Source organism: Desertibaculum subflavum, from assembly GCA_003576705.1.
Lineage (GTDB): Bacteria > Pseudomonadota > Alphaproteobacteria > Ferrovibrionales > Ferrovibrionaceae > Desertibaculum > Desertibaculum subflavum.
Genome location: QOZS01000039.1, coordinates 28,602 through 51,315, shown reverse-complemented (window position 1 = coordinate 51,315; position 22,714 = coordinate 28,602). Strand labels below are relative to the sequence as shown.

Annotated in this window: 24 protein-coding genes; 9 read left to right on the top strand and 15 right to left on the bottom strand. The window is 68.7% G+C overall.

The window, feature by feature from the left end:
• Positions 1-5 precede the first annotated feature (5 nt).
• The 7 genes from DT074_RS19330 to gatC form a co-directional block, all read right to left on the bottom strand.
• Positions 6-1,262 carry a serine hydrolase domain-containing protein gene (locus DT074_RS19330; RefSeq protein WP_119421504.1) on the bottom strand — a complete coding sequence of 419 codons (1,257 nt, stop codon included), beginning with the start codon at positions 1,260-1,262 and terminating at the stop codon, positions 6-8.
• A gap of 10 nt (positions 1,263-1,272) precedes the next feature.
• Positions 1,273-2,547 carry a serine hydrolase domain-containing protein gene (locus tag DT074_RS19325; protein ID WP_119421503.1) on the bottom strand — a complete coding sequence of 425 codons (1,275 nt, stop codon included), beginning with the start codon at positions 2,545-2,547 and terminating at the stop codon, positions 1,273-1,275.
• A gap of 41 nt (positions 2,548-2,588) precedes the next feature.
• Positions 2,589-3,308 carry a glutathione S-transferase N-terminal domain-containing protein gene (locus DT074_RS19320; RefSeq protein WP_119421502.1) on the bottom strand — a complete coding sequence of 240 codons (720 nt, stop codon included), beginning with the start codon at positions 3,306-3,308 and terminating at the stop codon, positions 2,589-2,591.
• Positions 3,309-3,410: 102 nt separating this feature from the next.
• Positions 3,411-3,635, bottom strand: coding sequence for a hypothetical protein (locus DT074_RS19315; protein WP_119421501.1), 225 nt, complete (start codon positions 3,633-3,635; stop codon positions 3,411-3,413).
• 161 nt (positions 3,636-3,796) lie between these two features.
• The gene (gene gatB, locus DT074_RS19310; protein WP_119421500.1) at positions 3,797-5,251 is read right to left on the bottom strand and encodes an Asp-tRNA(Asn)/Glu-tRNA(Gln) amidotransferase subunit GatB; all 1,455 of its coding nucleotides are present in this window, start codon (positions 5,249-5,251) and stop codon (positions 3,797-3,799) included.
• 2 nt (positions 5,252-5,253) lie between these two features.
• Positions 5,254-6,738 (bottom strand): Asp-tRNA(Asn)/Glu-tRNA(Gln) amidotransferase subunit GatA, encoded by a 1,485-nt coding sequence (gatA, locus tag DT074_RS19305; RefSeq protein WP_119421499.1) that lies wholly within the window; start codon positions 6,736-6,738, stop codon positions 5,254-5,256.
• Positions 6,735-7,022 carry an Asp-tRNA(Asn)/Glu-tRNA(Gln) amidotransferase subunit GatC gene (gatC, locus tag DT074_RS19300; protein WP_119421498.1) on the bottom strand — a complete coding sequence of 96 codons (288 nt, stop codon included), beginning with the start codon at positions 7,020-7,022 and terminating at the stop codon, positions 6,735-6,737. Before gatC ends, gatA begins: the two co-directional genes overlap by 4 nt.
• A gap of 89 nt (positions 7,023-7,111) precedes the next feature.
• Between gatC and ruvX the strand changes: the two genes are divergently transcribed.
• The gene (ruvX, locus tag DT074_RS19295) at positions 7,112-7,594 is read left to right on the top strand and encodes a Holliday junction resolvase RuvX (RefSeq protein WP_119421497.1); all 483 of its coding nucleotides are present in this window, start codon (positions 7,112-7,114) and stop codon (positions 7,592-7,594) included.
• A gap of 93 nt (positions 7,595-7,687) precedes the next feature.
• Positions 7,688-8,335 (top strand): hypothetical protein, encoded by a 648-nt coding sequence (locus DT074_RS19290; protein WP_162915020.1) that lies wholly within the window; start codon positions 7,688-7,690, stop codon positions 8,333-8,335.
• A gap of 21 nt (positions 8,336-8,356) precedes the next feature.
• Here DT074_RS19290 and DT074_RS19285 read toward each other — a convergent pair whose 3' ends face one another.
• Positions 8,357-9,232 carry a sulfurtransferase gene (locus DT074_RS19285; protein ID WP_368744776.1) on the bottom strand — a complete coding sequence of 292 codons (876 nt, stop codon included), beginning with the start codon at positions 9,230-9,232 and terminating at the stop codon, positions 8,357-8,359.
• Positions 9,233-9,295: 63 nt separating this feature from the next.
• Between DT074_RS19285 and DT074_RS19280 the strand changes: the two genes are divergently transcribed.
• The 4 genes from DT074_RS19280 to DT074_RS19265 all read left to right on the top strand — a co-directional run bounded on the left by DT074_RS19280 (position 9,296) and on the right by DT074_RS19265 (position 12,330).
• Entirely contained in the window at positions 9,296-10,108 is an 813-nt protein-coding gene (locus tag DT074_RS19280; RefSeq protein ID WP_119421515.1) for an enoyl-CoA hydratase/isomerase family protein, read from the top strand.
• Positions 10,109-10,110: 2 nt separating this feature from the next.
• Positions 10,111-11,031 carry an AEC family transporter gene (locus DT074_RS19275; protein WP_119421495.1) on the top strand — a complete coding sequence of 307 codons (921 nt, stop codon included), beginning with the start codon at positions 10,111-10,113 and terminating at the stop codon, positions 11,029-11,031.
• A gap of 89 nt (positions 11,032-11,120) precedes the next feature.
• A complete protein-coding gene (erpA, locus tag DT074_RS19270; RefSeq protein WP_119421494.1) occupies positions 11,121-11,477 on the top strand; it encodes an iron-sulfur cluster insertion protein ErpA in 357 nt (118 codons plus the stop codon).
• A gap of 82 nt (positions 11,478-11,559) precedes the next feature.
• Positions 11,560-12,330, top strand: a complete 771-nt coding sequence (locus tag DT074_RS19265) for an exodeoxyribonuclease III (protein ID WP_119421493.1) — start codon at positions 11,560-11,562, stop codon at positions 12,328-12,330.
• Here DT074_RS19265 and DT074_RS19260 read toward each other — a convergent pair.
• Positions 12,327-13,334 (bottom strand): NADPH:quinone oxidoreductase family protein, encoded by a 1,008-nt coding sequence (locus DT074_RS19260; protein ID WP_119421492.1) that lies wholly within the window; start codon positions 13,332-13,334, stop codon positions 12,327-12,329. The two genes, DT074_RS19265 and DT074_RS19260, sit on opposite strands and share 4 nt — an antisense overlap.
• Before the next feature lie 316 nt (positions 13,335-13,650).
• On the bottom strand, positions 13,651-14,415 hold the full coding sequence (locus DT074_RS19255; RefSeq protein ID WP_119421491.1) for a crotonase/enoyl-CoA hydratase family protein: 765 nt from the start codon (positions 14,413-14,415) through the stop codon (positions 13,651-13,653).
• Between the two features lie 91 nt (positions 14,416-14,506).
• Between DT074_RS19255 and DT074_RS19250 the strand changes: the two genes are divergently transcribed.
• The gene (locus DT074_RS19250; RefSeq protein WP_119421490.1) at positions 14,507-15,553 is read left to right on the top strand and encodes a C-terminal binding protein; all 1,047 of its coding nucleotides are present in this window, start codon (positions 14,507-14,509) and stop codon (positions 15,551-15,553) included.
• Between the two features lie 122 nt (positions 15,554-15,675).
• Here DT074_RS19250 and DT074_RS19245 read toward each other — a convergent pair whose 3' ends face one another.
• From DT074_RS19245 to DT074_RS19230, 4 genes are all read right to left on the bottom strand, one after another.
• Positions 15,676-17,868, bottom strand: a complete 2,193-nt coding sequence (locus DT074_RS19245) for a methyl-accepting chemotaxis protein (protein ID WP_119421489.1) — start codon at positions 17,866-17,868, stop codon at positions 15,676-15,678.
• Positions 17,869-18,108: 240 nt separating this feature from the next.
• Complete coding sequence (locus tag DT074_RS19240; RefSeq protein WP_119421488.1) at positions 18,109-18,792, bottom strand: DUF6064 family protein; 684 nt, start codon at positions 18,790-18,792, stop codon at positions 18,109-18,111.
• Between the two features lie 15 nt (positions 18,793-18,807).
• Positions 18,808-19,719: an aldo/keto reductase gene (locus DT074_RS19235; RefSeq protein WP_368744775.1), complete on the bottom strand. Its 912-nt coding sequence runs from the start codon at positions 19,717-19,719 to the stop codon at positions 18,808-18,810.
• On the bottom strand, positions 19,716-20,303 hold the full coding sequence (locus tag DT074_RS19230) for a histidine phosphatase family protein (protein ID WP_119421487.1): 588 nt from the start codon (positions 20,301-20,303) through the stop codon (positions 19,716-19,718). Before DT074_RS19230 ends, DT074_RS19235 begins: the two co-directional genes overlap by 4 nt.
• A gap of 100 nt (positions 20,304-20,403) precedes the next feature.
• On the opposite strand from DT074_RS19230, the gene DT074_RS19225 reads away from it, so the two are divergent.
• Together DT074_RS19225 and DT074_RS19220 are read left to right on the top strand one after the other, a co-directional pair.
• Positions 20,404-20,733 (top strand): DHCW motif cupin fold protein, encoded by a 330-nt coding sequence (locus DT074_RS19225; RefSeq protein WP_119421486.1) that lies wholly within the window; start codon positions 20,404-20,406, stop codon positions 20,731-20,733.
• 19 nt (positions 20,734-20,752) lie between these two features.
• The gene (locus tag DT074_RS19220) at positions 20,753-21,601 is read left to right on the top strand and encodes a TIGR03619 family F420-dependent LLM class oxidoreductase (protein WP_119421485.1); all 849 of its coding nucleotides are present in this window, start codon (positions 20,753-20,755) and stop codon (positions 21,599-21,601) included.
• Here DT074_RS19220 and DT074_RS19215 read toward each other — a convergent pair.
• Positions 21,591-22,691, bottom strand: coding sequence for a transglutaminase-like domain-containing protein (locus DT074_RS19215; protein WP_119421484.1), 1,101 nt, complete (start codon positions 22,689-22,691; stop codon positions 21,591-21,593). The genes DT074_RS19220 and DT074_RS19215 overlap by 11 nt on opposite strands.
• Between the last annotated feature and the right edge of the window lie 23 nt (positions 22,692-22,714).

Genomic DNA, 22,714 nt, shown 5'->3' with positions numbered 1-22,714 from the left:
TCGGCTCAGTCCACCACCGCCTGATAGACCAGCTCGCGCATCAGGATGCGGTAGTGCTCGCGCTCCTCCGGCGCCTGCATCATGAACACGGCGAACAGCCGCTCCTTGGGGTCGATCCAGAAGCAGGTGCCCTGCGAGCCGGCCCAGAAATAGTCGCCGACCGAGCCCGGCAGCACGTTCCGCCCCTGCGCCACGCGCACGCCGAAGCCGAGGCCGAAGCCGAGCCCGTTGGCAGCCCCGGGCGACATCGACTTGATGCGCTCGCGCGCCGCCGGGCTGGTGACGATCTCCGGGTTCAGGTGGTCGGCCGTCATCCAGTCGAGCGTCTTGCGCGAGACGAAGCGCGTGCCGTCGATCTCGCCGCCGTTCAGCAGCATCTGGCAGAAGCGCGCATAGTCCGCCGTGGTCGAAACTAGGCCGCCACCGCCGCCGAGCCGCTTCGGCTTGGTATCGACATCGATCATCGCCGGCCGCTTGCCGGTGGCGGCGACCACCTGCGCCTGGGCCAGCCGGTGCTTCTTGTCGTCCGGCACCCAGAAGCCGGTATCCGTCATGCCGAGCGGGCCGGTGATCCGCTCCGCGATGAACGCGTCGAGCGGCTGCCCCGACACCACTTCCACCAGCCGTCCGAGCACGTCGGTCGCGACCGAGTACTCCCAGGTGGTGCCTGGCTGGAAGCGCAGCGGGATCTCGGCCAGCCGCGCGACCGCCTCGGCATTGGTCAGGTTGCGGTTCATCGGGTCGCGCCGCATGTACAGCTTGTGCACCGGGCTCTCGCCCATGAAGCCGTAGCTCAGCCCCGAAGTGTGGCGCAGCAGGTCCTGCACGGTGATCTCGCGCCGCATCGGCTCGACGGCGACGCCGATCGCATCCGCGCTCGGCCGGTCCTCGATCGCCACTTTCAGATCCGCCAGTTCCGGCAGCCAGCGCGAGGCCGGATAGCCGATCTGGATCCTGCCTTCCTCGACCAGCATCATCACCGCGAGCGAGACGATCGGCTTGGTCATCGAGGCGATGCGGAAGATGGCGTCGGCCTGCATCGGCGCCTTGGCCTCCCGGTCGCGGAAGCCGAAGCACTGCCGATAGCCGATTTTGCCGTCGCGCATGATCAGGGCGATGGCGCCGGGAATCTCGCCTGTGTCGACGCCGTTCTGCAGCGCCGCGCCGAGCCGGCCGAGCCGGCCGGTCGACAGCCCGACCGCTTCGGCCTCGACCTCGGCGAAGCTCTCGGCTTCCCACTTCACCGCGCGTATCGTCGCCATGCCCGTCCCCTCAATTGACGATCGCCTGATACACCATCTCGCGCATCAGGTAACGGTAGTGCAGCCGCGCCGCGGGCGCCTGCATCATCAGGATGGCGATCAGCTTCTCCTTCGGATCGATCCAGAAATAGGTGCCGTAGGCGCCGCCCCAGAAGTAGTCGCCCTGCGAGCCGTGCAGCGGGTTGCGGCCGGTATCGGTGCGCACCGCGAAGCCGAGGCCGAAGCCCTGGCCGAATTCGGGCGTCGGCGCCAGCGCCTGGAACAGCACCGGCGTCGCCGCGCCGTACTGGATGCCGGGCGGCAGGTGGTTCGCGGTCATCAGCTCGATCGTCTTGCGCGAGACCAGCCGCACGCCGTCGAGCTGGCCGCCGTTCAACAGCATCTGGCAGAAACGCACGTAGTCCGCAGCCGTTCCGACCATGCCGCCGCCGCCGGAGAACCAGTTCGGCTTGGCGGTCACGACCGGCACGTTGACGCCCTTGGGCGGCGCCGCGATGCGGCCCTGCTTCGCCTGTTCGACCCAGAAGCCGCTATCGGCGAGCTTCAGCGGCTTGGCGATGCGGGTCGCGACGAACTGGTCGAAATCCATGCCCGAGGCGACCTCGACCACGCGCGCCAGCACGTCGGTCGACATCGAATACTCCCAGGTCGTGCCCGGCTGATACTGCAGCGGGATCTTGCTGAGCTTGGCCACCAGCTCCGCATTGGTCTGGCCGGCATCGAGCGCCTTGGCGGCGTTGTACTGCTTCTTCACCTCCGACTGGCCGAACACGCCATAGGTCAGGCCCGATGTGTGGCGCATCAGGTCCTGCACCGTCATCTCGCGCTTCACCGGTTCGGTGGTCAGGTTGATCGTGCCGCCGCCGTCCCTCACCTCGACGCCGACTTTCAGGTCCTTGAACTCCGGCAGGTAGCGCGACACCGGATAGGCGATCTCGAGCTTGCCTTCTTCCGCCAGCATCATGGCGGCGAGCGAGGTGAAGGGCTTGGTCATGGAGGCGAGGCGGAAGATCGCGTCCGGCTTCATCGGCGCCTTCGCCTCCGCGTCGCGGAAGCCGAAGGCCTCGACATAACCGACCTTGCCGTTGCGGGCGATCAGGACCACGGCGCCGGGAATCTCGCCCTTGGCGACACCGGCCTTCATGACGTCGGAGAGCCGCTTCAGCCGCGCGCCGGAGAGCCCGACATCCTCGGGCTTGTCCGCCTTGGGCAGGCCCTGGGCGAGCACTGGCCCTGCGAGTAGCGATGCAAGCAAAGTAATCGTTGCGAGGCGTGCGAGCTTCATCTTGTTTCTCCCCTGACTGTTTTCCGACCTGCGCGGCGGTGTCAGCGCGCCGCGCCTGCGGCCTGGGCGGTCGACTGCGCGGTCTGGCCGAACAGCACTTTCTTCGCCGCGTCGTCCATGCCGGCCGGGTTGCGCAGCTCCTTGCCGATCTCGAAGCCCTTGGTCACCGCCGGCCGCGCCTTCATGGTCTCGAACCAGCGCTTCAGATTCGGGAAGTCGGCCAGATTCTGGCCCTGGCGCTCCCACGGCACGACCCAGGGCCAGGACGCCATGTCGGCGATCGAATAGTCGCCGGCGAGGAAGGCGCCGGTCTTCGCCAGCTGGCGATCCATCACCCCGTAGAGGCGGTTGACCTCCTTGGTATAGCGGTCGATGGCATAGGGCAGCTTCTCCGGCGCATAGGCGCGGAAATGCGTGTTCTGTCCCGACATGGGGCCGAGCCCGCCCATCTGCCAGAACAGCCATTCCGTCACGGCGACGCGGCCGCGCAGGTCCTTCGGCATGAACCGACCGGTCTTCTCCGCGAGGTACATCAGGATGGCCGCGCTCTCGAACACCGAGACGGCCGCGCCGCCGCCTGGCGGATCGTGGTCGACGATCGCGGGCATACGGTTGTTCGGGCTGATGGCGAGGAAGGCCGGCTGGAACTGATCGCCGCGGCCGATATTGACCGGGTGCAGCTTATAGGGGAGGCCGCACTCCTCCAGCATGATGGTGACCTTCCACCCGTTCGGGGTGGGCCAGTAGTACAGATCGATCATGGGCGTCCCTCCGCACGCGGCTTTGCGCCAGCATGCGGGGAAGGGACGGGGGGCGCAATCGCGCGGGTGGAGGCCGCGCTTTGCCGCTCGGGCCGAACGGAATCAGGCGAACTTGTCGGCGGCGCTCAGCATCACGCCTTCGATGACATAGCCTTCGGCCGCGGGGTAGCGGCGGTCGAGCTTGGCGCGCGCCTCGGCCTCGTCATTGGCCGCGATCTCAATGTAATGCAGGTCGGCCCAGGAATCGGCGAGGTTCTTGTGCCGCTCGCCTATCTTGACCAGCTCCCGCACCTTCTTGTTGTAGACGCCGATCTCAAATTTCTTCATCGCAGAACACTTTCGGCTGGCAAACATGGTGCCGCGGGCGCAGCCCCGGGCGGCGCGCCTAACACAGCCGACTTCTCTTAAATTTTGCTCAACACTTGGGCGTCGCCCGCCTCTTAAAAGTTGAGGCTTTCTCCCGATTTTTCGCCGGGCGCGAAGGATTTCTAGGCCGAGAGCTTCCTCTTGAGCAGATCGTTAAGGGCCTGGGGGTTGGCCTTGCCGCCCATCGCCTTCATCACCTGGCCGACGAAGAAGCCGTAGAGCTTGTCCTTGCCGGCCCGGTATTCGGCCACCTTGTCGGCATTGGCGGCGATCACCTTGTCGATCGCCGCCTCGATGGCGCCGGTATCGGAGACCTGCTTGAGGCCCCGTTCGGCGACGATCTCGGCCGCGCTCTTGCCGGTCTCGGCCATGCCCTCGAACACGTCCTTGGCGAGCCGGTTGGAGAGCGTGCCGTCGGCGACGAGGTCGATCAGCTCGCCGAGCTTCTCGGCGCTGACCGGGAACTCGGCGATCGTCGCGCCCGCGCGGTTCAGCGCGGCGAAATACTCGCCGGTGACCCAGTTCGCTGCCGTCTTGGCATCGCGGCCCTTGGCCACGGCCTCGAAGAAATCGGCGCTCTCCTTCTCGGCGACCAGCACCTCGGCGTCGTAGGGCGAGAGGCCGAGCTCGCGCACGAAGCGCTGCTTCTTGGTGTCCGGAAGTTCCGGCAGTTCCTCCTTCAGCCGCTCGACGAATTCGGGCGCCAGCACCAGCGGCACGAGATCGGGGTCGGGGAAGTAGCGGTAGTCATGCGCCTCCTCCTTGGAGCGCATCGAGCGCGTGACGCCGCGGCCGGTATCGAACAGCCGCGTCTCCTGGTCGACCTTGCCGCCGCCCTCGATCAGCTCGATCTGGCGCCGCGCCTCGTACTCGATCGCCTGCTTCACGAAGCGGACCGAGTTGACGTTCTTGATCTCGCAGCGCGTGCCGAGCGGGCCGCCGGGCTTGCGCACCGAGACGTTCACGTCGGCGCGCATGGAGCCTTCCTCCATGTTGCCGTCGCAGGTGCCGAGATAGCGCAGGATCGAGCGCATCTTGGCGAGATAGGCGCCGGCCTCCTCCGACGAGCGCAGGTCCGGCTCCGACACGATCTCCATCAGCGCCACCCCCGCCCGGTTGAGGTCGATATAGGTGGAGGAGGGGGACTGGTCGTGCAGGCTCTTGCCGGCATCCTGCTCCAGATGCAGCCGGGTGATGCCGATCTCGCGGCTCGAGCCGTCGGCGAGCTCGATGGTCAGGCTGCCGGTGCCGACGATCGGGTGCTGGTATTGCGAGATCTGATAGCCGGCCGGCAGATCGGGATAGAAGTAGTTCTTGCGGTCGAAGATCGAGCGCAGGTTGATCTTCGCCTGCAGGCCGAGCCCGGTCTTCACCGCCTGGCGCACCGCCGCCTCGTTGATGACGGGCAGCATGCCCGGCATTGCCGCGTCGACCAGCGACACCTGGCTGTTGGGCTCGGCGCCGAACGCCGTGGCCGCGCCGGAGAACAGCTTGGACTCGGAGATCACCTGGGCATGCACCTCCATGCCGATGACGATCTCCCACTCGCCCGTCTCGCCCTTGATCAGGTTGCTCATGCTCATGCCCTCCACCAGGGCTTTGGCCGCGCGGTGAAGTTGGCGGCTTTCTCGACGGCTGCGCCGACGCGGAACAGGGTCGCCTCGTCGAAGGCCTTGCCGATCAGCTGCAGGCCGAGCGGCAGGCCGTCGGCGGACAGACCCGCAGGCACCGACATGCCGGGCAGGCCGGCCAGGTTCACCGGCACGGTGAAGACGTCGTTCAGATACATCGAGATCGGGTCGTCCGCCTTGTCGCCGATCGGGAAGGCGGCGGAGGGCGCGGTCGGCGCCAGCAGGGCGTCGACCTCGCCGAACACCTTCTCGAAATCGCGCAGGATCAGGGTGCGCACCTGCTGCGCCTTGATGTAGTAGGCGTCGTAATAGCCGGCCGAGAGCACGTAGGTGCCGATCAGCACGCGCCGGCGCACTTCCGGCCCGAAACCCTCGCCGCGGGTCTTCGCGTAGAGCTCGTTGATGCCCTTGGCGCCGGCGGCGCGATGGCCGAAGCGAACGCCGTCATAGCGCGCGAGGTTCGACGAAGCCTCGGCCGGCGCGACGATGTAGTAGGCCGGCAGCGCGTATTTGGTGTGCGGCAGGCTGACATCGACGATCTCGCAGCCGGCCTCCTTGAGCCAGGCGATGCCCTGCTGCCAGAGCGTCTCGATCTCCGCCGGCATGCCGTCGAGCCGGTACTCCTTCGGCACGCCGATCCTGAGGCCCTTCACGCTCTGGCCGACCGAAGCCTCGTAGTTCGGCACCGGCAGGTCGACCGAGGTCGAATCCTTCGGGTCGAAGCCGGCCATGGCGCCGAGCATGATCGCCGCGTCGCGCACGCTCCGCGTCATCGGCCCGGCCTGGTCGAGCGAGGAGGCGAAGGCGACGATGCCCCAGCGCGAGCAGCGGCCATAGGTCGGCTTCAGGCCGACGATGCCGGTGAAGCCGGCCGGCTGGCGGATCGAGCCGCCGGTATCGGTGCCGGTGGCGCCGAGGCAGAAGCCGGCCGAGACGGCCGCGGCCGAGCCGCCGGAGGAGCCGCCCGGCACCAGCGGCCGGTTATCGCCGGGCCGGCGCCAGGGGTTCTCGACATTCCCATAGGCCGAGGTCTCGTTCGACGAGCCCATGGCGAACTCGTCCATGTTGACCTTGCCGAGCATGACGGCGCCTTCGCGCCACAGGTTGGCGGTGACGGTCGACTCGTAGGTCGGCTTGAAGCCCTTGAGGATCTTCGAACCGGCGGTGGTCTCGACACCCTCGGTGCAGAACAGATCCTTGATGGCGAGCGGGATGCCTTCCAGCGCGCCCGCCTCGCCCTTGGCCAGCCGCTGGTCGGCGCGCTTGGCATCGGCGCGGGCGCGGTCGGGCGTCTCGACCAGCACGGCGTTGAGCGGGCGCGCCGCCTGCATGGCGCCGATCGCCGCTTCCGCCAGCTCGGCCGCCGAGAACTGCTTCGCCTTCAGCCCGTCGCGCGCGGATGCGATGGTCAGGCTGGCCGGGTCGAGACTCATTCCACCACCTTCGGCACCACAAAATAGTCGCCGGCGCGCTCCGGCGCGTTGGCCAGTACCTTCTCCGGGTCACCGCCCTCGGTCACCTTGTCGGCCCGCAGGCGCAGGCCCATCTCCACCACCGCCGTCATCGGCGCGACGCCCTGGGTGTTCACCTCGTTCAGCTGCTCGACGAAGGCCAGGATATGGCCGAGCTCGCCGGCGACCGTCTCCAGCTGGTCGTCGGGAACTTCCAGGCGGGCGAGCCGCGCAATGCGCGCAACCGTGGCCTTATCGAGCGACATGTGCCACCTTCGTGAGCGTCTGAGAGGGGCTGATCCGGCAGGACACGGCAAGGGGGCCGGCCGGGCGCGGATCGCTAGTAGCATCCGGAATGATCATCAGCAATATCGCGGAATTGGGCCCGCTGTTGCCCCCTCTGGGGCGGCTGGTCGGGCTCGATGTGGGTGCCAAGACGATCGGCGTCGCCATCTCCGATGCCGGCCGCCGGGTCGCGACCCCGCGCGAGACCATCCGGCGCGGCAAGTTCGCCACCGACGCCGCCAAGATCGCCCATCTGGTGGCGGCCGACCGGGTGGCGGCGGTGATCCTGGGCCTGCCGGTCAACATGGACGGGACCGAGGGCCCGCGCTGCCAGTCGGTGCGCCAGTTCGCCCGCAACCTGGACCCGCATCTGGGCACCGTGCTGATCGCCTTCTGGGACGAGCGGCTCTCGACCTCCGCCGTCGAGCGCATGCTGATCGAGGCCGACACGAGCCGGAAGCGCCGCGGCGAGGTGGTCGACAAGCTCGCCGCGGGCTGGATCCTGCAGGGCGCCCTGGACTACCTGGCGCGCCTCGCGGCCCAGGGTGCCTGAGCCGATGGTGTCTGTCCGATCCGATCTTGCGGGGGAGCGACCGCCGAAATATACAACGCCTGTTGCCATAGAAGTTCTGGGGGAGCTTCCAACATGCGCGTTATTGCTTTGCTACTGTCGCTCATTGCGGCAGGGCTGACCTCGGCTTGCGCCACGGTTACGACGGGTACCGATCAGAGCGTGATCGTTGAGACGACGCCGCAAGGGGCGGCGTGCCAGTTCTCCAGAGGGGGAGCGACGGTCGCCACGGTGAACCCGACGCCCGGTTCGATCATCCTGCCGAAGAGCAAGTACGATGTGATGATGGTCTGTCAGAAGAACGGCTTCGAGAATGCGTCGGCGGTGCTGAGCTCGACATTTCAGGGAGCCACGCTCGGGAACGTGATTCTCGGCGGCCTGATCGGCATCGCCATCGATGCGAGTTCCGGCGCCGCCAACAAATATCCCGACAACATCAAGGTGCGCCTCATGCCGGTGGCGTTCCGCGACGAAGAGGACCGCGAGGCCTTCTTTGCCATCGTCAAGGCGGACATTCTGAAGGACGCGGAGCAGGAGCTCGCGAAGGCGCTGAGCGAGTGCCAGAACGAGCGCCAGCCGAACAACAGCCGACCTGACCCGCAGCATTGCGACGCGGCGCGGGCAAAGGTCGAGGAAGCGCGCGATAGCCGTATCAAGGAGATGGACAGCAAGCTGAAGGGCACCCGCATCGATCCCAATGCGCCGCCGATCCAGCGTTCGTAGGACCGGCGCGGAGACCGGCTCCTAGCCGGTCTCCATCGGCAGGTCCGGGTCGCGGGCCCATTCCGACAGCGAGGCGTCGTAGAGCCGCACGTTCGGGTGGCCCAGCATGGTCAGCACCAGCGCGACGCTCGACGCGGCGATGCCGCCGCCGCAATAGGTGATGACCTCCGGCTTCGCCAGCGCGTCGCCGAGAATCTCACGCAACTCGGCGGGCGGCTTGAACTGGTTGGTGGCCGGATCCGCCATCTGCAGCGCCGGCACGTTGACGCTGCCGGCGATATGGCCGGGCCGGCCGTAATGCGCGCCGCCGGCGCCGGTATGCTGCTCCGGCCGGAGCGCGTTGATGGTGCAGACTTGGCTGTCGCCGATCGCCTTCCGCACGTCGGCCTTGGCCGCGATCATCTCCAGCCGGGGCGGGCGGAAGCGGAAGCGCGCCGGCGGTGCCGGTCGGGCCGGGCCGGTCTCGATGGCGCGGCCCTCGGCGCGCCATTTCTGCAAGCCGCCATCGAGCACGGCGACGCGGTCGTGCCCGAACACGCGGAGCAGCCACCAGAGCCGCGTCGCCCACCAGTGATTGGCGGTGGCATAGGCAACCACCCTGGTATCGTCACCGATGCCGTGCTTCGCCATCGCGTCGGCGAACTGCACGGCGGGCGGCACCATGAAGTAGTACCTGGCGGCCGGATCGGAGACTTCGGTGCCGAGCTCGATGAAATCGGCGCCGGGTATGTGCGCCGCCTCGAAATCGGCGCGGCCGCTCCTGACCGCGTTGCCGCCTTCCGGCCGCGGGTCCAGATGCACGGTGCAGTCGATGACACGAAGTCCGGGTTCGCCGAGCCGGGCCGCCAGCCACTCGGTCGAGACCAAGAACTCCGGATGCGCAAAGTCGTCCCCCACGACCCGCTCCCCTTCTTGGTTGATGCCGGCATGATAGCGCGAGCAACGACAATGGAGGAAGCGATGAAGGCGGCAGAGCTCCCGCACTACACCACCCTCGGCATAACCCGCGAGGCGGGCGTCGACTGGTTGACCCTGAACCGGCCGGAGCGGCTGAACGCCCTCAACGCCACCATGATGCTCGAGCTGCAGGACTATTTCGGCCGGCTCTATACCGAGCACGCGGTGCGCGTCGTCGTGCTGCGCGGCGCCGGCCGGGCCTTCTGCGCCGGCGCCGACCTGAAGGAGGTGAGCCTCGACGAGACCAGCGGGCCGGCCACCGGCCTGCGGGCGCAGCGCCGCGTCTCCGAGATCGTCATGCGCATGCGCCGCTGCCCGCAGCCGATCGTCTGCCTGCTGCACGGCTCTGCCGCCGGCGGCGGCCTGGCGCTGGCGCTCGGTTCCGACATCCGCATCGCCGCCGAGGGTGCGCGGATGAACGCGGCCTTCATCAAGCTCGGCCTGTCCGGCTGCGATGTCGGCGTCAGCTACTTCCTGCCGCGTCTGGTCGGCGGCGCGATCGCCGCCGAGATGCTGATGACCGGCCGCTTCGTCGACGCGGCCCGAGCGCTGCGTATCGGCCTCGTCTCCGAGGTGGTGCCGGAGCAGGACCTGACCACGGTCGCGCGCGGCTATGTCGCCGACCTGCTGGCTGCCTCGCCGCTCGGGCTCCGCCTCACCAAGGAGTGCCTCAACATGAACCTCGACGCGCCGTCGCTCGAGGCAGCCATCGCGCTGGAGGACCGGAACCAGATCCTGACCGTGCAGAGCGCCGACTTCACTGAGGGCGTGCAGGCCTTCCGCGACAAGCGCGCGCCGGTCTACCGGGACGCCTGACTGTGCTGATCGTCGCGGAAGCGCTGCTGCCGGTCTTTTTCCTGATCGGCCTCGGCTTCGGCCTGAAGCGGGTCGGCTTTCCGGGTGAAGCGTTCTGGCCGGCGCTGGACAAGCTCGCCTATTTCATCCTGCTGCCGGCGCTGCTGGTGGCGACCCTCGCGGGCGCGCAACTCGGCGGCTACGACCCGCTGCCGCTCGCCGCCACGCTGGCCTGCGCCACGCTCGCCATGGCGGCGATCATGCTGGCGCTGCGTCCCGTCTTGCCGGCCGACGGGCCGGCCTTCACCTCGATGTTCCAGGGAGCGCTCCGCTTCAACAGCTATGTCGGCATCGCCGCGGCCTTCCTGCTGTTCGGGTCGCCCGGCGCGGCGCTGATGGCGGTGGCGGTCGCGGTGCAGGTGCCGCTGCTCAACACGCTGAGCGTCCTGATCCTGATCCGCTATGCTGGCGGGCCGGCGACCAGCTTCGGCGCGCAGCTTCGCCTGCTGGCGCAGAACCCGTTCATCCTGGCCTGCCTGCTCGGCATCGCCATGAACCTGACCGGCATCGGCCTGCCGCGCGGCATCGGCCCGACCATCGAGGCGCTCGGCCGCGCCTCGGTCGCGCTCGGCCTGATGGCGGCCGGCGCCGCGCTCGACCTCCAGGCGACCAGGGCCGCCTGGGCCCCGATCGGCATCGCCGCGGGCTTGAAGCTGGTCGGCTTCCCGCTGGTGATGGCGGGATCCGCCTGGATCTGGGGGATCGAGGGGCTGGCGCTCAAGGTCGCCATCCTGTGGGCCGCCATGCCGACGCCGCCCTCGGCCTATGTGCTGGCCCGGCTGATGGGCGGCAACGCGCCGCTGGCCGCCGCGCTGGTCACCGCCTCGACCCTTGGGGCCGTCCTGACCGTGGCGCCGATGCTGGTTCTGCTCGGCGGGCCGTGACTTGCCGTATGGCGCAAGCCGCTTGGAATTGACTTGTTGGCAATGCCACTTACATAAGGTCCCGGGGATCAGATGCAGGGCAGCAGGGCATGAGCGACGCGGCCGTACTCGACCACGCACCGATTACCGTCACCGTGACCGCCAGCGCGGCGCGCCGGATCGGCGAGATCCTCAAGGAGGAGGCGCCGGGCTCGATGCTGCGCATCGCCGTCTCGGGCGGCGGCTGCTCCGGCTTCCAGTACGGCTTCACCATCGACCAGAGCCGCAACGACGACGACGTGGCGATCGAGCGCGACGGCGTCACCGTGCTGGTCGATTCGGTGTCGCTGGAATACATGAAGGAATCCGAGATCGATTTCGTCGAGGACATGATCGGCGCCTCGTTCCAGATCAGGAATCCGAACGCCACCTCGAAATGCGGCTGCGGCTCGTCCTTCTCGGTCTGACGCCCGCCCCCGCGATCCGATAAAGTACGAAGCCCGGCCTGAGCGCCGGGCTTTGTCGTTGAAGGGCGGGGATCGGCAGCGCATGAAAATCGTCACCTGGAACGTCAACTCGATCAAGGCGCGGCTCGCCAACGTGGTCGAGTATGTGAAGAGCGCCGAGGCCGACGTGATCGTGCTGCAGGAGATCAAATGCGTCGATGCCGACTTCCCGGCGCTCGAGTTCCAGTCCCTCGGCTATACCTGCGAGGTGCACGGGCAGAAGACCTATAACGGCGTGGCGCTGCTCTCGCGCCTGCCGGTTGCGCATGTGTCGCGCGGCCTGCCGGGCGACGACGCCGACGACCACGCGCGCTGGATCGAGGCCACGGTCGGCGGTATCCGCATCGTCGGCCTGTACCTGCCGAACGGCAATGGCGGGCCGGAGAAGTTCGCCTACAAGCTCGGCTGGATGCGCCGCCTCAAGGCGCGGGCCGAAGCGTTGCTGGAGGGGGAGGTGCCGTTCGTGCTCGGCGGCGATTTCAACGTCTGCCCGACCGATGCCGATGTCTACGACCCGCCCGCCTTCGCCGACGATGCCCTCTGCCGGCCGGAGAGCCGCGCCGCCTTCCGCGCGCTGATCAATCTGGGCCTGACCGACGCCATCCGCGCGCTGCACCCGAACCGGGCCAAGGCCTACACCTTCTGGGACTACCAGGGCGCCGCCTTCCGCTTCGATCATGGCCTGCGCATCGACCATTTCCTGCTCAGTCCGGAAGCTGCCGACCGCCTGGTCGCCTGCGACATCGACAAGGCAGTGCGGGCCAAGGAGAAGGCCTCGGACCACACGCCGGTCTGGTGTGAGATCCGAAGCTAGCGCCGCGGGTCCAGCACCACCTTGCCGATCACGCCGCGGCTCTCCACCCGACGGAGGCCGGCGGCGAAATCGGCCAGCGGCAGCACGCTGTCGGTGACCGGGCGGAGCGCGCCGGCCTCGTACAGGCGGAACAGCTCGGCGAACAGGCCGCGCACCTCGGCCCGCAGCGCGGCATCGGCCTGGCTCTTGCCCCAGGCCATGTAGAAGCCCCAGTAGAGGCCGATCACGCTGATGTTCTTCACCAGCACGAGGTTGGCCGGGATCTGCGGGATGCGGCCGGAGGCGAAGCCGATCGGCAGGATGCGGCCGAGCGGGGCGATGCAGCGGAGTGAGGCGTCGAACACGTCGCCGCCCACGGGGTCGAAGATCACGTCGGCGCCGCGGCCTTGCGTGAGGTCGAGCACGGCGGCGCGGAAATCCTGCCTGCGATAGTCGATCGCGTGGTCGGCGCCGTGCGCGCGCACCACGGCGAGCTTGTCGGTTGATCCCGCCGTCGCGATCACGCTGGCGCCGAGCGCCTTGCCGATCTCGACCGCGGCAAGCCCGCTCGCCCCGGCGGCGCCGTGCACCAGCAAAACCTCGCCGTGCCTGATCTGCGCGCGCCAGGCGAGCGCGGCATAGGCGGTGGCGTAGATGGTTGGGAATTGCGTCGCCGTGGCGAAATCCATCGCATCGGGAATGCGGAACACGGTCTCCGCCGGCACCACCGCTTCCTCCGCGAAGCCGCCCTGCGCGAGTCCGGCGCAGATGCGGTCTCCGATCTTGAAACCGCCCACCGCGTCAGGCTCGACTTCCTTGACGATGCCGCCGACCTCCGTGCCCGGCACGAAGGGGAGCTTGGGCTTGTTCTGATGCGTGCCCTGGATCACCAGCAGATTGGCGAAGCTGATGCCGGCGGCATGCACGGCGATGCGCAGGCTGCCGGGCAGGAGCGGCGGCGTGTCGATCTCTTCCACGCGCGGTGAGTCGATGGGGCCGAAGGCGCGACAGAGAATGGCGCGCATGGGTTAGGCGTGCCTCCTCGGAACGCCGGGCAGCAAGGAGAGTCCCGTCCTGCGGGCGGTATGGGATTCACAGATCTCGCCGGCTGCGCGCGAAAGTCCTCTCCGCCCTCGAAGAGGGGGGAGAGGGTTGGGAGAGGTGGGGAGGATGCGGCTTGCGAATGCGCGCGAACGAAGATGCGTTGCGCACCGGCTTTTGTCGTCGAGAAGCGGCGCGCCCCACCTCCCCCAAACCCCCGCCGCCCCTGGGGGGCAGCGGGGGCTTCCCGCTGCATCCCTGTTTGCGATCCCACTGTGTGCTTGCCGCATAGGAATTTTCCTAGCCCTGTACCTCCCCATGCCGGCCGGCGCCGGCGGCGAAGCGGGCGGCGCCGCTTTGCGCTTCGATGCGGCGGGCCTCCGCGGCGAGCTGCATTTCCTGGGCGATGGCATCCGCCTCGGGCAGATCCCATTGCCGGATCGCCGACATCCGGTCGGAGCGCATGGCGATCTGCGGGAAGGCGCTCATCTCCTTGGCCAGCGCGACGGCGGCCGTGAGCGCCTGGCCGTCCGGCACCAGGCGATCGGCGAGGCCGATCGCGACCGCCTCGGCGCCGCCGACCTTGCGCGCGGTCAGCAGCATGTCGAGGGCGCGGCCCATGCCGATCAGGCGCGGGAGCCGCACCGTGGTGCCGTCGCTCATCGGCACGCCCCATCGGCGCGACAGCACGGCGAAGGTGGCGCTTTCCTCGACGACGCGGAGATCGCAGCGCAGCGCGACGCCGAGGCCGCCGGCGCAGGCATAGCCGGCGACCGCCGCGATCACCGGCTTGGACAGCACATCGTGACAGGGGCCGTCGGCGGCACCGGCCCAGGGCTCGTAATCCTGCCCGGCGGCGAGCGCCTTGAGATCGGCGCCGGCGCAGAAATGGCCGCCGGCACCCGTGAGCACGGCGACGCGAAGCGACGCATCCGCGTCAAAGGCGCGTAGCGCCTGCGTCAGCGCGGAGGCCGTCTCGTTGTCGAGCGCGTTGCGCACTTCCGGCCGGTTGATGGTGACGATGGCGACCGGGCCGTCGCTGTCCACCTTGAGCTTCTTTGTCATCGCCCTTCCTCGGCCGCGCCGGATTATTGACAATCCGACCTACAGCGTTCTTGCTTGTCGGACCAAGGGATTATGGAAGGGGAGGAGACGCGTGGCCAAGTTCAAGGTGGTGACGCCGGCCGGCGTGAGCTTTTCGGTGGCGGGCGGCGGCTATGGGCTGGAGATGGAGGCGCTGGAGCTGATCGACGCCGAGATCGTCGAGATCCCGGCCGGCTCCGAGAACGAGTTCATCTCCGCGGCGAACGACGCCGATGCGCTCTATGCCAAGGGCCGCCAGATCACCAAGCGGATGATCGACGGGCTGGAGCGCTGCAAGGTGATCGCCTGCGGCAGCGTCGGCGTGGATTACGTGGACGTGGCGGCAGCGACCGCCAAGGGCATCCCGGTCACCAACGTGCCCGACACCTTCATCGAGGAGGTGGCGGAGCACGCCGTCACCTTGATGCTGGCGAGCTGGCGCCATCTCGTGGTGCAGGACGGTCTGGTGCGCAACCAGCGCTGGAGCGAGGGCCGGCCGATGCTGCTCAAGCTGCCGCGCTTCATGGGCCAGACGGTGGGCTTCATCTCGTTCGGCCGCGTGGCACGGGCCACGGCGAAGCGGCTGCGCGCCTTCGGCGTGCGCATGCTGGCCTACGACCCCTATGTCGAGGAGCTGGTCATGAGCGAGCTCGGCGTCGAGGCGGCCTCGCTCGACGAGGTGCTGTCGCAATCCGACTTCGTCTCCATGCACGCGCCGGCGACACCGGATGCGCAGGGCATGCTGAAGGAACAGCATTTCCGCCGCATGAAGAAGACCGCGCATTTCATCAATACGGGGCGGGGACCGACGGTGGACGAGGCGGCGCTGATCAAGGCGCTGCAGGAGGGCTGGATCGCCGGCGCCGCGCTCGACGTGCTGGCCAAGGAGCCGCCGGATCCGAACAATCCGCTGCTCAAGATGGACAACGTGATCCTGACCGCGCACGTGGCCTCGGCCTCGACCCGGTTCGATCCGGCGCGCCGGCGCCGCGTGGGGATGGAGCTCGCCGCTGTGCTGACCGGGCGCTGGCCGCGCAGCTGCGTCAACCCATCGGTGCTGGCGAAGACCGAGCTCCGCCGCTGGCAGCCCTATTCCATGGAGCGTGGCCCGAACAGCTGACCCGCTTCCAGCTTTACCGCGAAGCACGCCAAGGGCGCCAAGGAACGCGAAGAGTTTTCCTCATGTTCCTTGGCGGGCCTTGGCGCTCTTTGCGTCCTTGGCGGTGAGAGGAGGCCCGGGAGCTACGCCGCGCGGACGCGTTCGACGAAGCGGGTGACTTCGCCGCGCAGCACGTCGGCCTGCTTGGCGAGGTCGCCGGAGGCCGACAGCACCTGCTCGGCCGCACCGCGGGTCTCCTGCGCCACCTGCGACACGCCGGTGATGTTGGCGGTGACGTCGCGGGTGCCGGTGGCGGCCTGCTGCACGTTGCGGGCGATCTCCTGGGTCGAGGCGCCCTGTTCCTCCACCGCGGCGGCGATGGTGGTGGCGATCTGGTTGACCCGGTCGATGGTGTCGGCGATCGAGCGGATCGAGCCCACCGCCTCGCCGACCGAGCCCTGGATGGCGGCGATCTGGCCGCCGATCTCGCTGGTCGCCTTGGCAGTCTGCTGCGCCAGCGTCTTCACCTCGGAGGCGACCACTGCGAAGCCCTTGCCGGCCTCGCCGGCGCGGGCGGCCTCGATGGTCGCGTTCAGCGCCAGCAGATTCGTTTGGCTGGCGATGTCGTTGATCAGACTGACCACCTCGCCGATCTTCTGCGCGGCGACGGTCAGGCCCTCGACCTGGCGGTTGGTGTCCTGCGCCTGGGTCACGGCATCACCGGCGATGCGGGTCGAATCCTGCACCTGGCGGCTGATCTCCTGCACCGAGGCGGCGAGCTCCTCCGAAGCGGCGGCCACCGTCTGCACGTTGGCGGAAGCCTGTTCGGAGGCGGCGGCGACGTTCGACGCGCGGCTGGTCGTCTGGTCGACGGCGCCGACCATGCTGCCGGCCAGCTTCTGCATCTCCTCCGCCGCGGCGGCGACGGTGGTGACGACGGCGCCCACGGCACGCTCGAAGCCGTCGGCGAGCGACTGCATTTCCTCGCGGCGCTTGGTCTCGGCCTCGGCCTTCATCCGTGCCTCGGCCTCGCGCTTCTCCTCGGCGGCGCGGCGCTCGGCCTCTTCCTTCTCGCGGCGGCGACGCTCCTCGGCGCGGCGGGAATCTTCGGCCGACTGGCGCTCACGCTCCTCCTGGTCGCGCTTGGCCGCTTCCTCGCGCTGGCGGCTCTCTTCCGCCTCGACCTGCAGGCGCTCGTTCTCCATGCCGTTTTCCTTGAACACCTGCACGGCGCGGGCCATCTCGCCCACCTCGTCCTTCTGACCGAGCGAGGGCACCTCGATCGACCAGTCGCGCTGGGCAAGGCCTGCCATGGCGTGGCCGAGCGAGCGCAGCTGGCGGCTGATCGCGCCGGAAAGCAGCCAGGCGGCGAGGCCAGCGAAGACCAGCGCGGTCACCGCGGTGCCGATCACCAGCGTGCGGGTGAGCGCGGCGGCCGCAGCCGATTGCTTCAGCAGCTCGCGCTGCGCCGTGGCGGCGAGACCGCGGGCGCGGGCGATGCCTTCGTTGATCTGCGCGCCGACGCCGTCCAGGCTCTCGCCGGCCAGCCGGTCGCGCTGCTCGATCAGCTCGGTCACCTTGATGATGCCGGCCTTGTACTTCGTGTTCAGGTCGAGCGCGGCCTTGCGCAGCTCTTCCGTCTTCGGCATGTCGGTGACGAGCTTGTCGAGCTCGGCCGAGGCGTTGTTCAGATGGACCGGCGCCTTGTCGGCGTCGTCCTTGCTGAAGCTGATCAGATAGCGGCTGAGCAGAAGGCGGCCGTTCAGCATCTCCTCGTTGGCGCGGGCGAGCAGCAGGAGCTGTTCCGCCGTGCCTTCGGTCGCCATGCGCTGCTTCAGTTCGGCCATGGTCTTGGTCAGCTCGATGCCGGGCTTGCTCAACTCCTCGGTCTGCACCTTGCTGCGCTCGGCCACTGCCTCGGTCAGCTTCATGAAGCCGTTGCGATAGGCGTCGGCGCCCTTCAGCAGGTCATCGGCGAACTTCTTGTGCTCGTCGGTGCGCAGGATGCTGCGCGTCTCGTCCATGTCGGCGACGAAGACATCGACCATCATGTTGAAGTTGTCGATGTCCTGCGCGTTCGGCTTGGCGAGATAGCCGCGCGCGGCGGTCATGCTGTCGCTGAAGGCGGTGTTGGCGCGGCCGACCAGATCGGCGATGCGCGCCTGGTAGGCCATGGCCTGGGTCGCCGTTTCCGAGGTGGAGACGCCCCACCAGGAGACGCCCGCCAGGGCGACGAGAGTAAGGCTGACGCTGCCGAAACCGATAAAGAGCTTGGTACGGACACGAAGATCGTTGAAGCGACGCGAAATGTTACCGAATGCAGCAAAAACGGACATGACCACAACACTCCACTACCACTAGATCCTTTGGGTAGAGCGGTCTTATCGGCCTCGCTCCTAACAGAAGCTGAAGCGAGTACGCCGCGTGGTCGGGGCAGGTCTGCAGAAATGGCAGAAATGGCAACAAGGCCGAAATAAATGGGCGCCCCGCGGCCGGCGAGGCGCCCACAACGACCCGCGGCGCAGAGGGGGAGGGGGAGCGCCGCAATCGCTGCTCTCGCATATACCACAGGGTACTTACATTGTAATGTTCTTTTTGTAGCAATGTCGGGCTGCGGGGAGGACAACGATTAACAGAACCGCCGCGAGGGGCAGGAGAGTCTGCCAGGCATTCATCGTCCACAGCGCCGCGCCGGTGACGAGGCACCAGACGAGCGGGATGACGGACAACACCCGGGCGCTGTGCCCGCGGGCGGCGAGCAGCAGGCCGAGCGTGCCGATCGCGGTCGGGTCGGGGGCGAGGCCGAAGATCTCGGCCCCGGCCCAGACGCGGCCGGAAATGCCGGCAAGCAGCGGATAGAACAACAGCGCCGCGAGGAAGAGCGCAAGGCCGGTGCGGCCGGCGGCGCCGTCGAACGGACCGATCCGCAGCCGCCCGGCCGCCGCGCCGAGCACCGCGATCAGCAGCGCTTCGACCGCGAAGCCGAGAGCGAAGTAGCGGCCGGCCCAGTTGATCGTGTCGTAGCGCGCGAACAGGAAGCCCCAGGCGGGCCAGGCCCAGGCCGCGGCGAGCAGCAGCGCGAGGAATCGTTGCGCCGCGGCGCCGCGCCGCCGCGCGAGCAGGGGCAGCGCGGCGCCGGCGGCGAGTGCGGGGAGCTGCGCCGGCCAGATGTCGCGGTTGTACAGCTCGAACAGACGCCAATAGGTGCGCGGCGAGAACATCAGGAAGTCGGCGAGCGAATAGGTCCACCACTCGGACATGCGCGACGGCCGCGGTCAGAGCGCTTGCACATGGTCCGCCATGCGCCGGCGCAGCGCCGCGCTGGGCAGCGGGCCGGCGGCGGCGGCGAGGTTCTCGCGCACGTGGTCGACCCGTGTGGTGGCCGGGATGGCACAGGTGACGGCCGGATGCGCGAGGATGAACTTCAGCACGAACTGGGCCCAGCTTGCGGCGCCGATCTCCGCCGCGAAGGCAGGCAGCGCCCGCGCTCCGATCTCGCGCAGCAGCGCGCCCTCGCGGAACGGTCGGTTGACGATCACGGCGATGCCGCGCTCCTGCGCCAGCGGCAGGATGCGGCGCTCCACCTCGCGGTCGAGCACGTTGTAGGTGATCTGCACGAAATCGATCGGATGGCTGCGCATGACGCGCTCGATCTCGTCGTGGCGGCGGCCCTCCGAGGTGGTGATGCCGACATGGCGGAGCCGGCCCGCCGCCTTCATCTCGAACAGCGTGGCCAGATGGCCTTCCCAGGAGAGCAGGTTGTGCACCTGCATCAGGTCGAAGCGGTCGACGCCCCAGAGCTCGCGCGAGCGCTCGATCTGTGCCGGGCCGCGGCCGGCGCCGGAGACCCACACCTTGTCGGTCGCGAAAACGTCGCCGGCGCGGCCGATGCGCGCGAGGCCTTCGCCGATTACCGATTGCGAGGAGCCGTACATCGGCGATGAGTCGATCATGCGGCCGCCGCCCGCGAAGAAGGCGCGCATCACTTCGGCGCAGGCGGCGCGCGCCGGCGGGTCGTCGCCGACATTGAAGGTGATCCAGCTGCCGAGCCCGATGGCGGGGATCATCTCGCCGGTCGAGGGGATCGGGCGGGCCAGCGGCGCCGCCAGCGCCGCCATCGGCCAAGCGGCGGCGACGCCGCCGGCAGCCAGCGTCCGCAGGGCGGCGCGGCGGGAGACGACGCTCATGAATTCGGCAGTGGGATGCGGCCGACCTCACGCACCTTGCCGCCGGCACTGCCGGCCACGACCACAATCTCGCCGGAAGTCGGGTTGGCGCCGCCGGTCAGCGCGGCGATATTGGCGCCGTGGGTGACGACCAGGAGGTTGCTCGGCCCCTCCCAGCTGCCGATCACGGCGCGGCCGCCCTGGGTCAGCACCTCGACCTGGTCGCGCAGGATGACAATGTTGCCGAAGGTCGGCGCCAGCTTCGCCGTCCCGAGCCCTAGCAGCCGGGCGGTGTCGACGCAGCGGCACCAGGGCGAGGTGAGCAGGCTACCGAAAGCGATGCCCGCGCGCTTGAGTCGGTCGCCCACCGCGCGCGCATCGGCCCGACCCCGCTCGCTCAGATTGCGCTGGGTCGCGCAATCGCCGAGCTTGAAGCCCGGCGGATCGGCATAGCCCGGGGCGTCGGCATGGCGCATCAGCGCGACATGGCCCCCCATGCGGAGCGCCGCCCAGGCCGCCGCCTCGTCGGCGCGGGCGGCGCCCGGCAGGACGAAGCCGGGCAGGACGAACAAGGCGACAAGGCAGGCGGAAAGGATGCGCGGCATGTTCGCATGACCTTTTGATGCGCCAAAATTGGCGCAGGAATGCTACCAAGGAAAGCGTCGGCGATGCGCGCCGGCAAGTCGCGTTTCTGCGAGGCGGCCGATGCAGATGTCCAATTTCTCATTCAGCACCTCGGACTGGTCCGATGTGCCGCGCACAACCCATGCCGGCGAGACCGGCACTGCCTATTGGCGCACCCGGCAGTTCGGCGATATCCGCGTGCGCTTCGTTGAATACACCGCCGGCTATCTCGCCGATCATTGGTGCGAGAAGGGCCATATCATCCTGTGCCTGGAAGGCGAGCTGGAGACCGAGCTGGCGGATGGCCGCGTGACCACCTTGAAGCCCGGCATGACCTATCAGGTCGGCGACGGCAGCATGGCGCACCGCTCGCGCACCAAGGTGCAGACCAAGCTCTTCATCGTCGACTGAAGCGCAGGAGGCGGCAGTCATGAAGCTCGGACTCTACGGCCTCAACATGGGCGCGATGGCCGATCCCGATCTCTTCGTCGCGGCGGCGCGGGCGGCGGAGGCGGCCGGCTACGATTCGATCTGGGCCGGCGAGCATGTCGTGCTGCCGGATCCGCGCACGCCGGAAAGCCCGCTGCAGCCGCAGCACCCGACGCTCGATCCGGTGGTGGCGCTGGCGCATCTCGCGGCAGCGACCAGCCGCGTCAAGCTCGCCACCGGCATCATCATCCTGCCGCAGCGCAACCCGCTGGTGCTGGCCAAGGAGCTGACCACGCTCGATGTGCTGTCCCGCGGCCGGCTGATCTTCGGCGTCGGCGTCGGCTATCTGAAGCCGGAATTCGACGCCATCGGCGTGCCGTTCCACGAACGCGGCGCCCGCACCGATGAATATCTCGCGGCGATCCGGGCGCTGTGGACGGAAGGAAAGCCCGCCTTCGAGGGCCGCTTCGCGCGCTTCGCCGGTATCGACGCGCAGCCGCGCCCGGTGCAGCGGCCGCATCCGCCGATCGTGGTCGGCGGCGCGACGGAAGCGGCCTTCCGGCGCGCTGCGGCGGCGGATGGCTGGTACGGCTTCAACCTCGACGTCGATACCACGGCGCGGCATGTCGCCGCCCTGAAGGCCGCGGTGGCGAAGGCGAACCGAACGACACCGCTCGAGATCTCGGTCACGCCGCCGGGCCGCCAGCCGATCGACTTGGCGACCGCCGAGCGGTACCGAGGTCTCGGCGTCGACCGGCTGATCGTGACCTTGCGCGCCCGCGAGGCGGCCGCGATCACCGCCGAGATCGGCGAGATCGCCGACCGCCTGCGGCCGCTGCTTACGCCGTAACCTCGCGCGCGGTGATCGTGTACTTCATCGCGTCGGGGTCGAGGCAGTCGAGCAGGCCGGCCGCCGTTTCCGCCTGCGGGTACATCAGGAAGCCGACCGGCCCGGCCTTCGAGCCCGGCAGCTTCACGTCGTGCGCGACGTTGTAGGCGAGCCAGTTGGTCTCCCAGGCGCCGAACAGAGTCCTGCGTGCCGCCGCCACCTTCGGATCGTCGAGCGCGAGCTTGCCCGGCGGCTCCTCCAGCACGACCTTGCGCACATCGGCCGGATCGGCCGGCACCCAGCCGAAGCCGTCGACGAACACCTCGGCGCGGCAATGCTGCGCCTTGGTGACCACTTCGCTGCCGGCGCCGAGGCTCTTGTAGCCAAACTTCGACGGCGCAACGCGGAGCCCGTAGATATCGCGCGCGGCCAAGCCTGCCGCACGGGCGAGGCCGACGAACAGCGCGTTGAGATCGGCGCATTTGCCGCTCAGATCGGCGGTCTTCAGCATGCTGGCGATGTCGCCCAGGCCGCAGCCGCGGGTCTTCGGGTTGCGGAAGGTGTTGTCGACCACCCAGTCGTAGATCGCCTGCGCCTTGGCGAGATCGGTGCGCTGGCCGGCGGTGATTTTGTCGGCGGTCGCCTTGACGATGCCATCGGTCGGCAAGAGGTCGGTCGCCTTGGTGTACAGCGCCCGCTCCGCCGCAGACAACGGCGCGACCTGGCCGGGCTTGGAAAGGTCGACCGCGCGATCGCGCGTCGAGATGCGCGAGACGACTTCGAGCTTCGGTGCCGCGGTGCCGGCGGGCCATTCCGCTACCACCATGCCGGCGCCGTAGACCGGATCGACCTGCTTGGCCGCCTTCCCGGCATTGCCGCTCCAGGTGCTGTCGCCGGGACGCATCCAGGCCGCGTCCTCGAAGGAGGGCAGCGGGACCCAGGCGCGTGTCGCGCCTTCGGGCTTCAGGATCTCGATCCGGGTGGTGACCTCGAAGCTGCGCCAGGCGCCGGGCTTCGGATCGAAGATCGCCGCGCCCGCGGCGAACGGCAGCGACGAAGCGGCGACCGACGCCGCGCCGCCGAGCAGAGCTTCTCGTCTGGTGAGCCTCATCGGAGCCTCTCCCCTTGATCGAC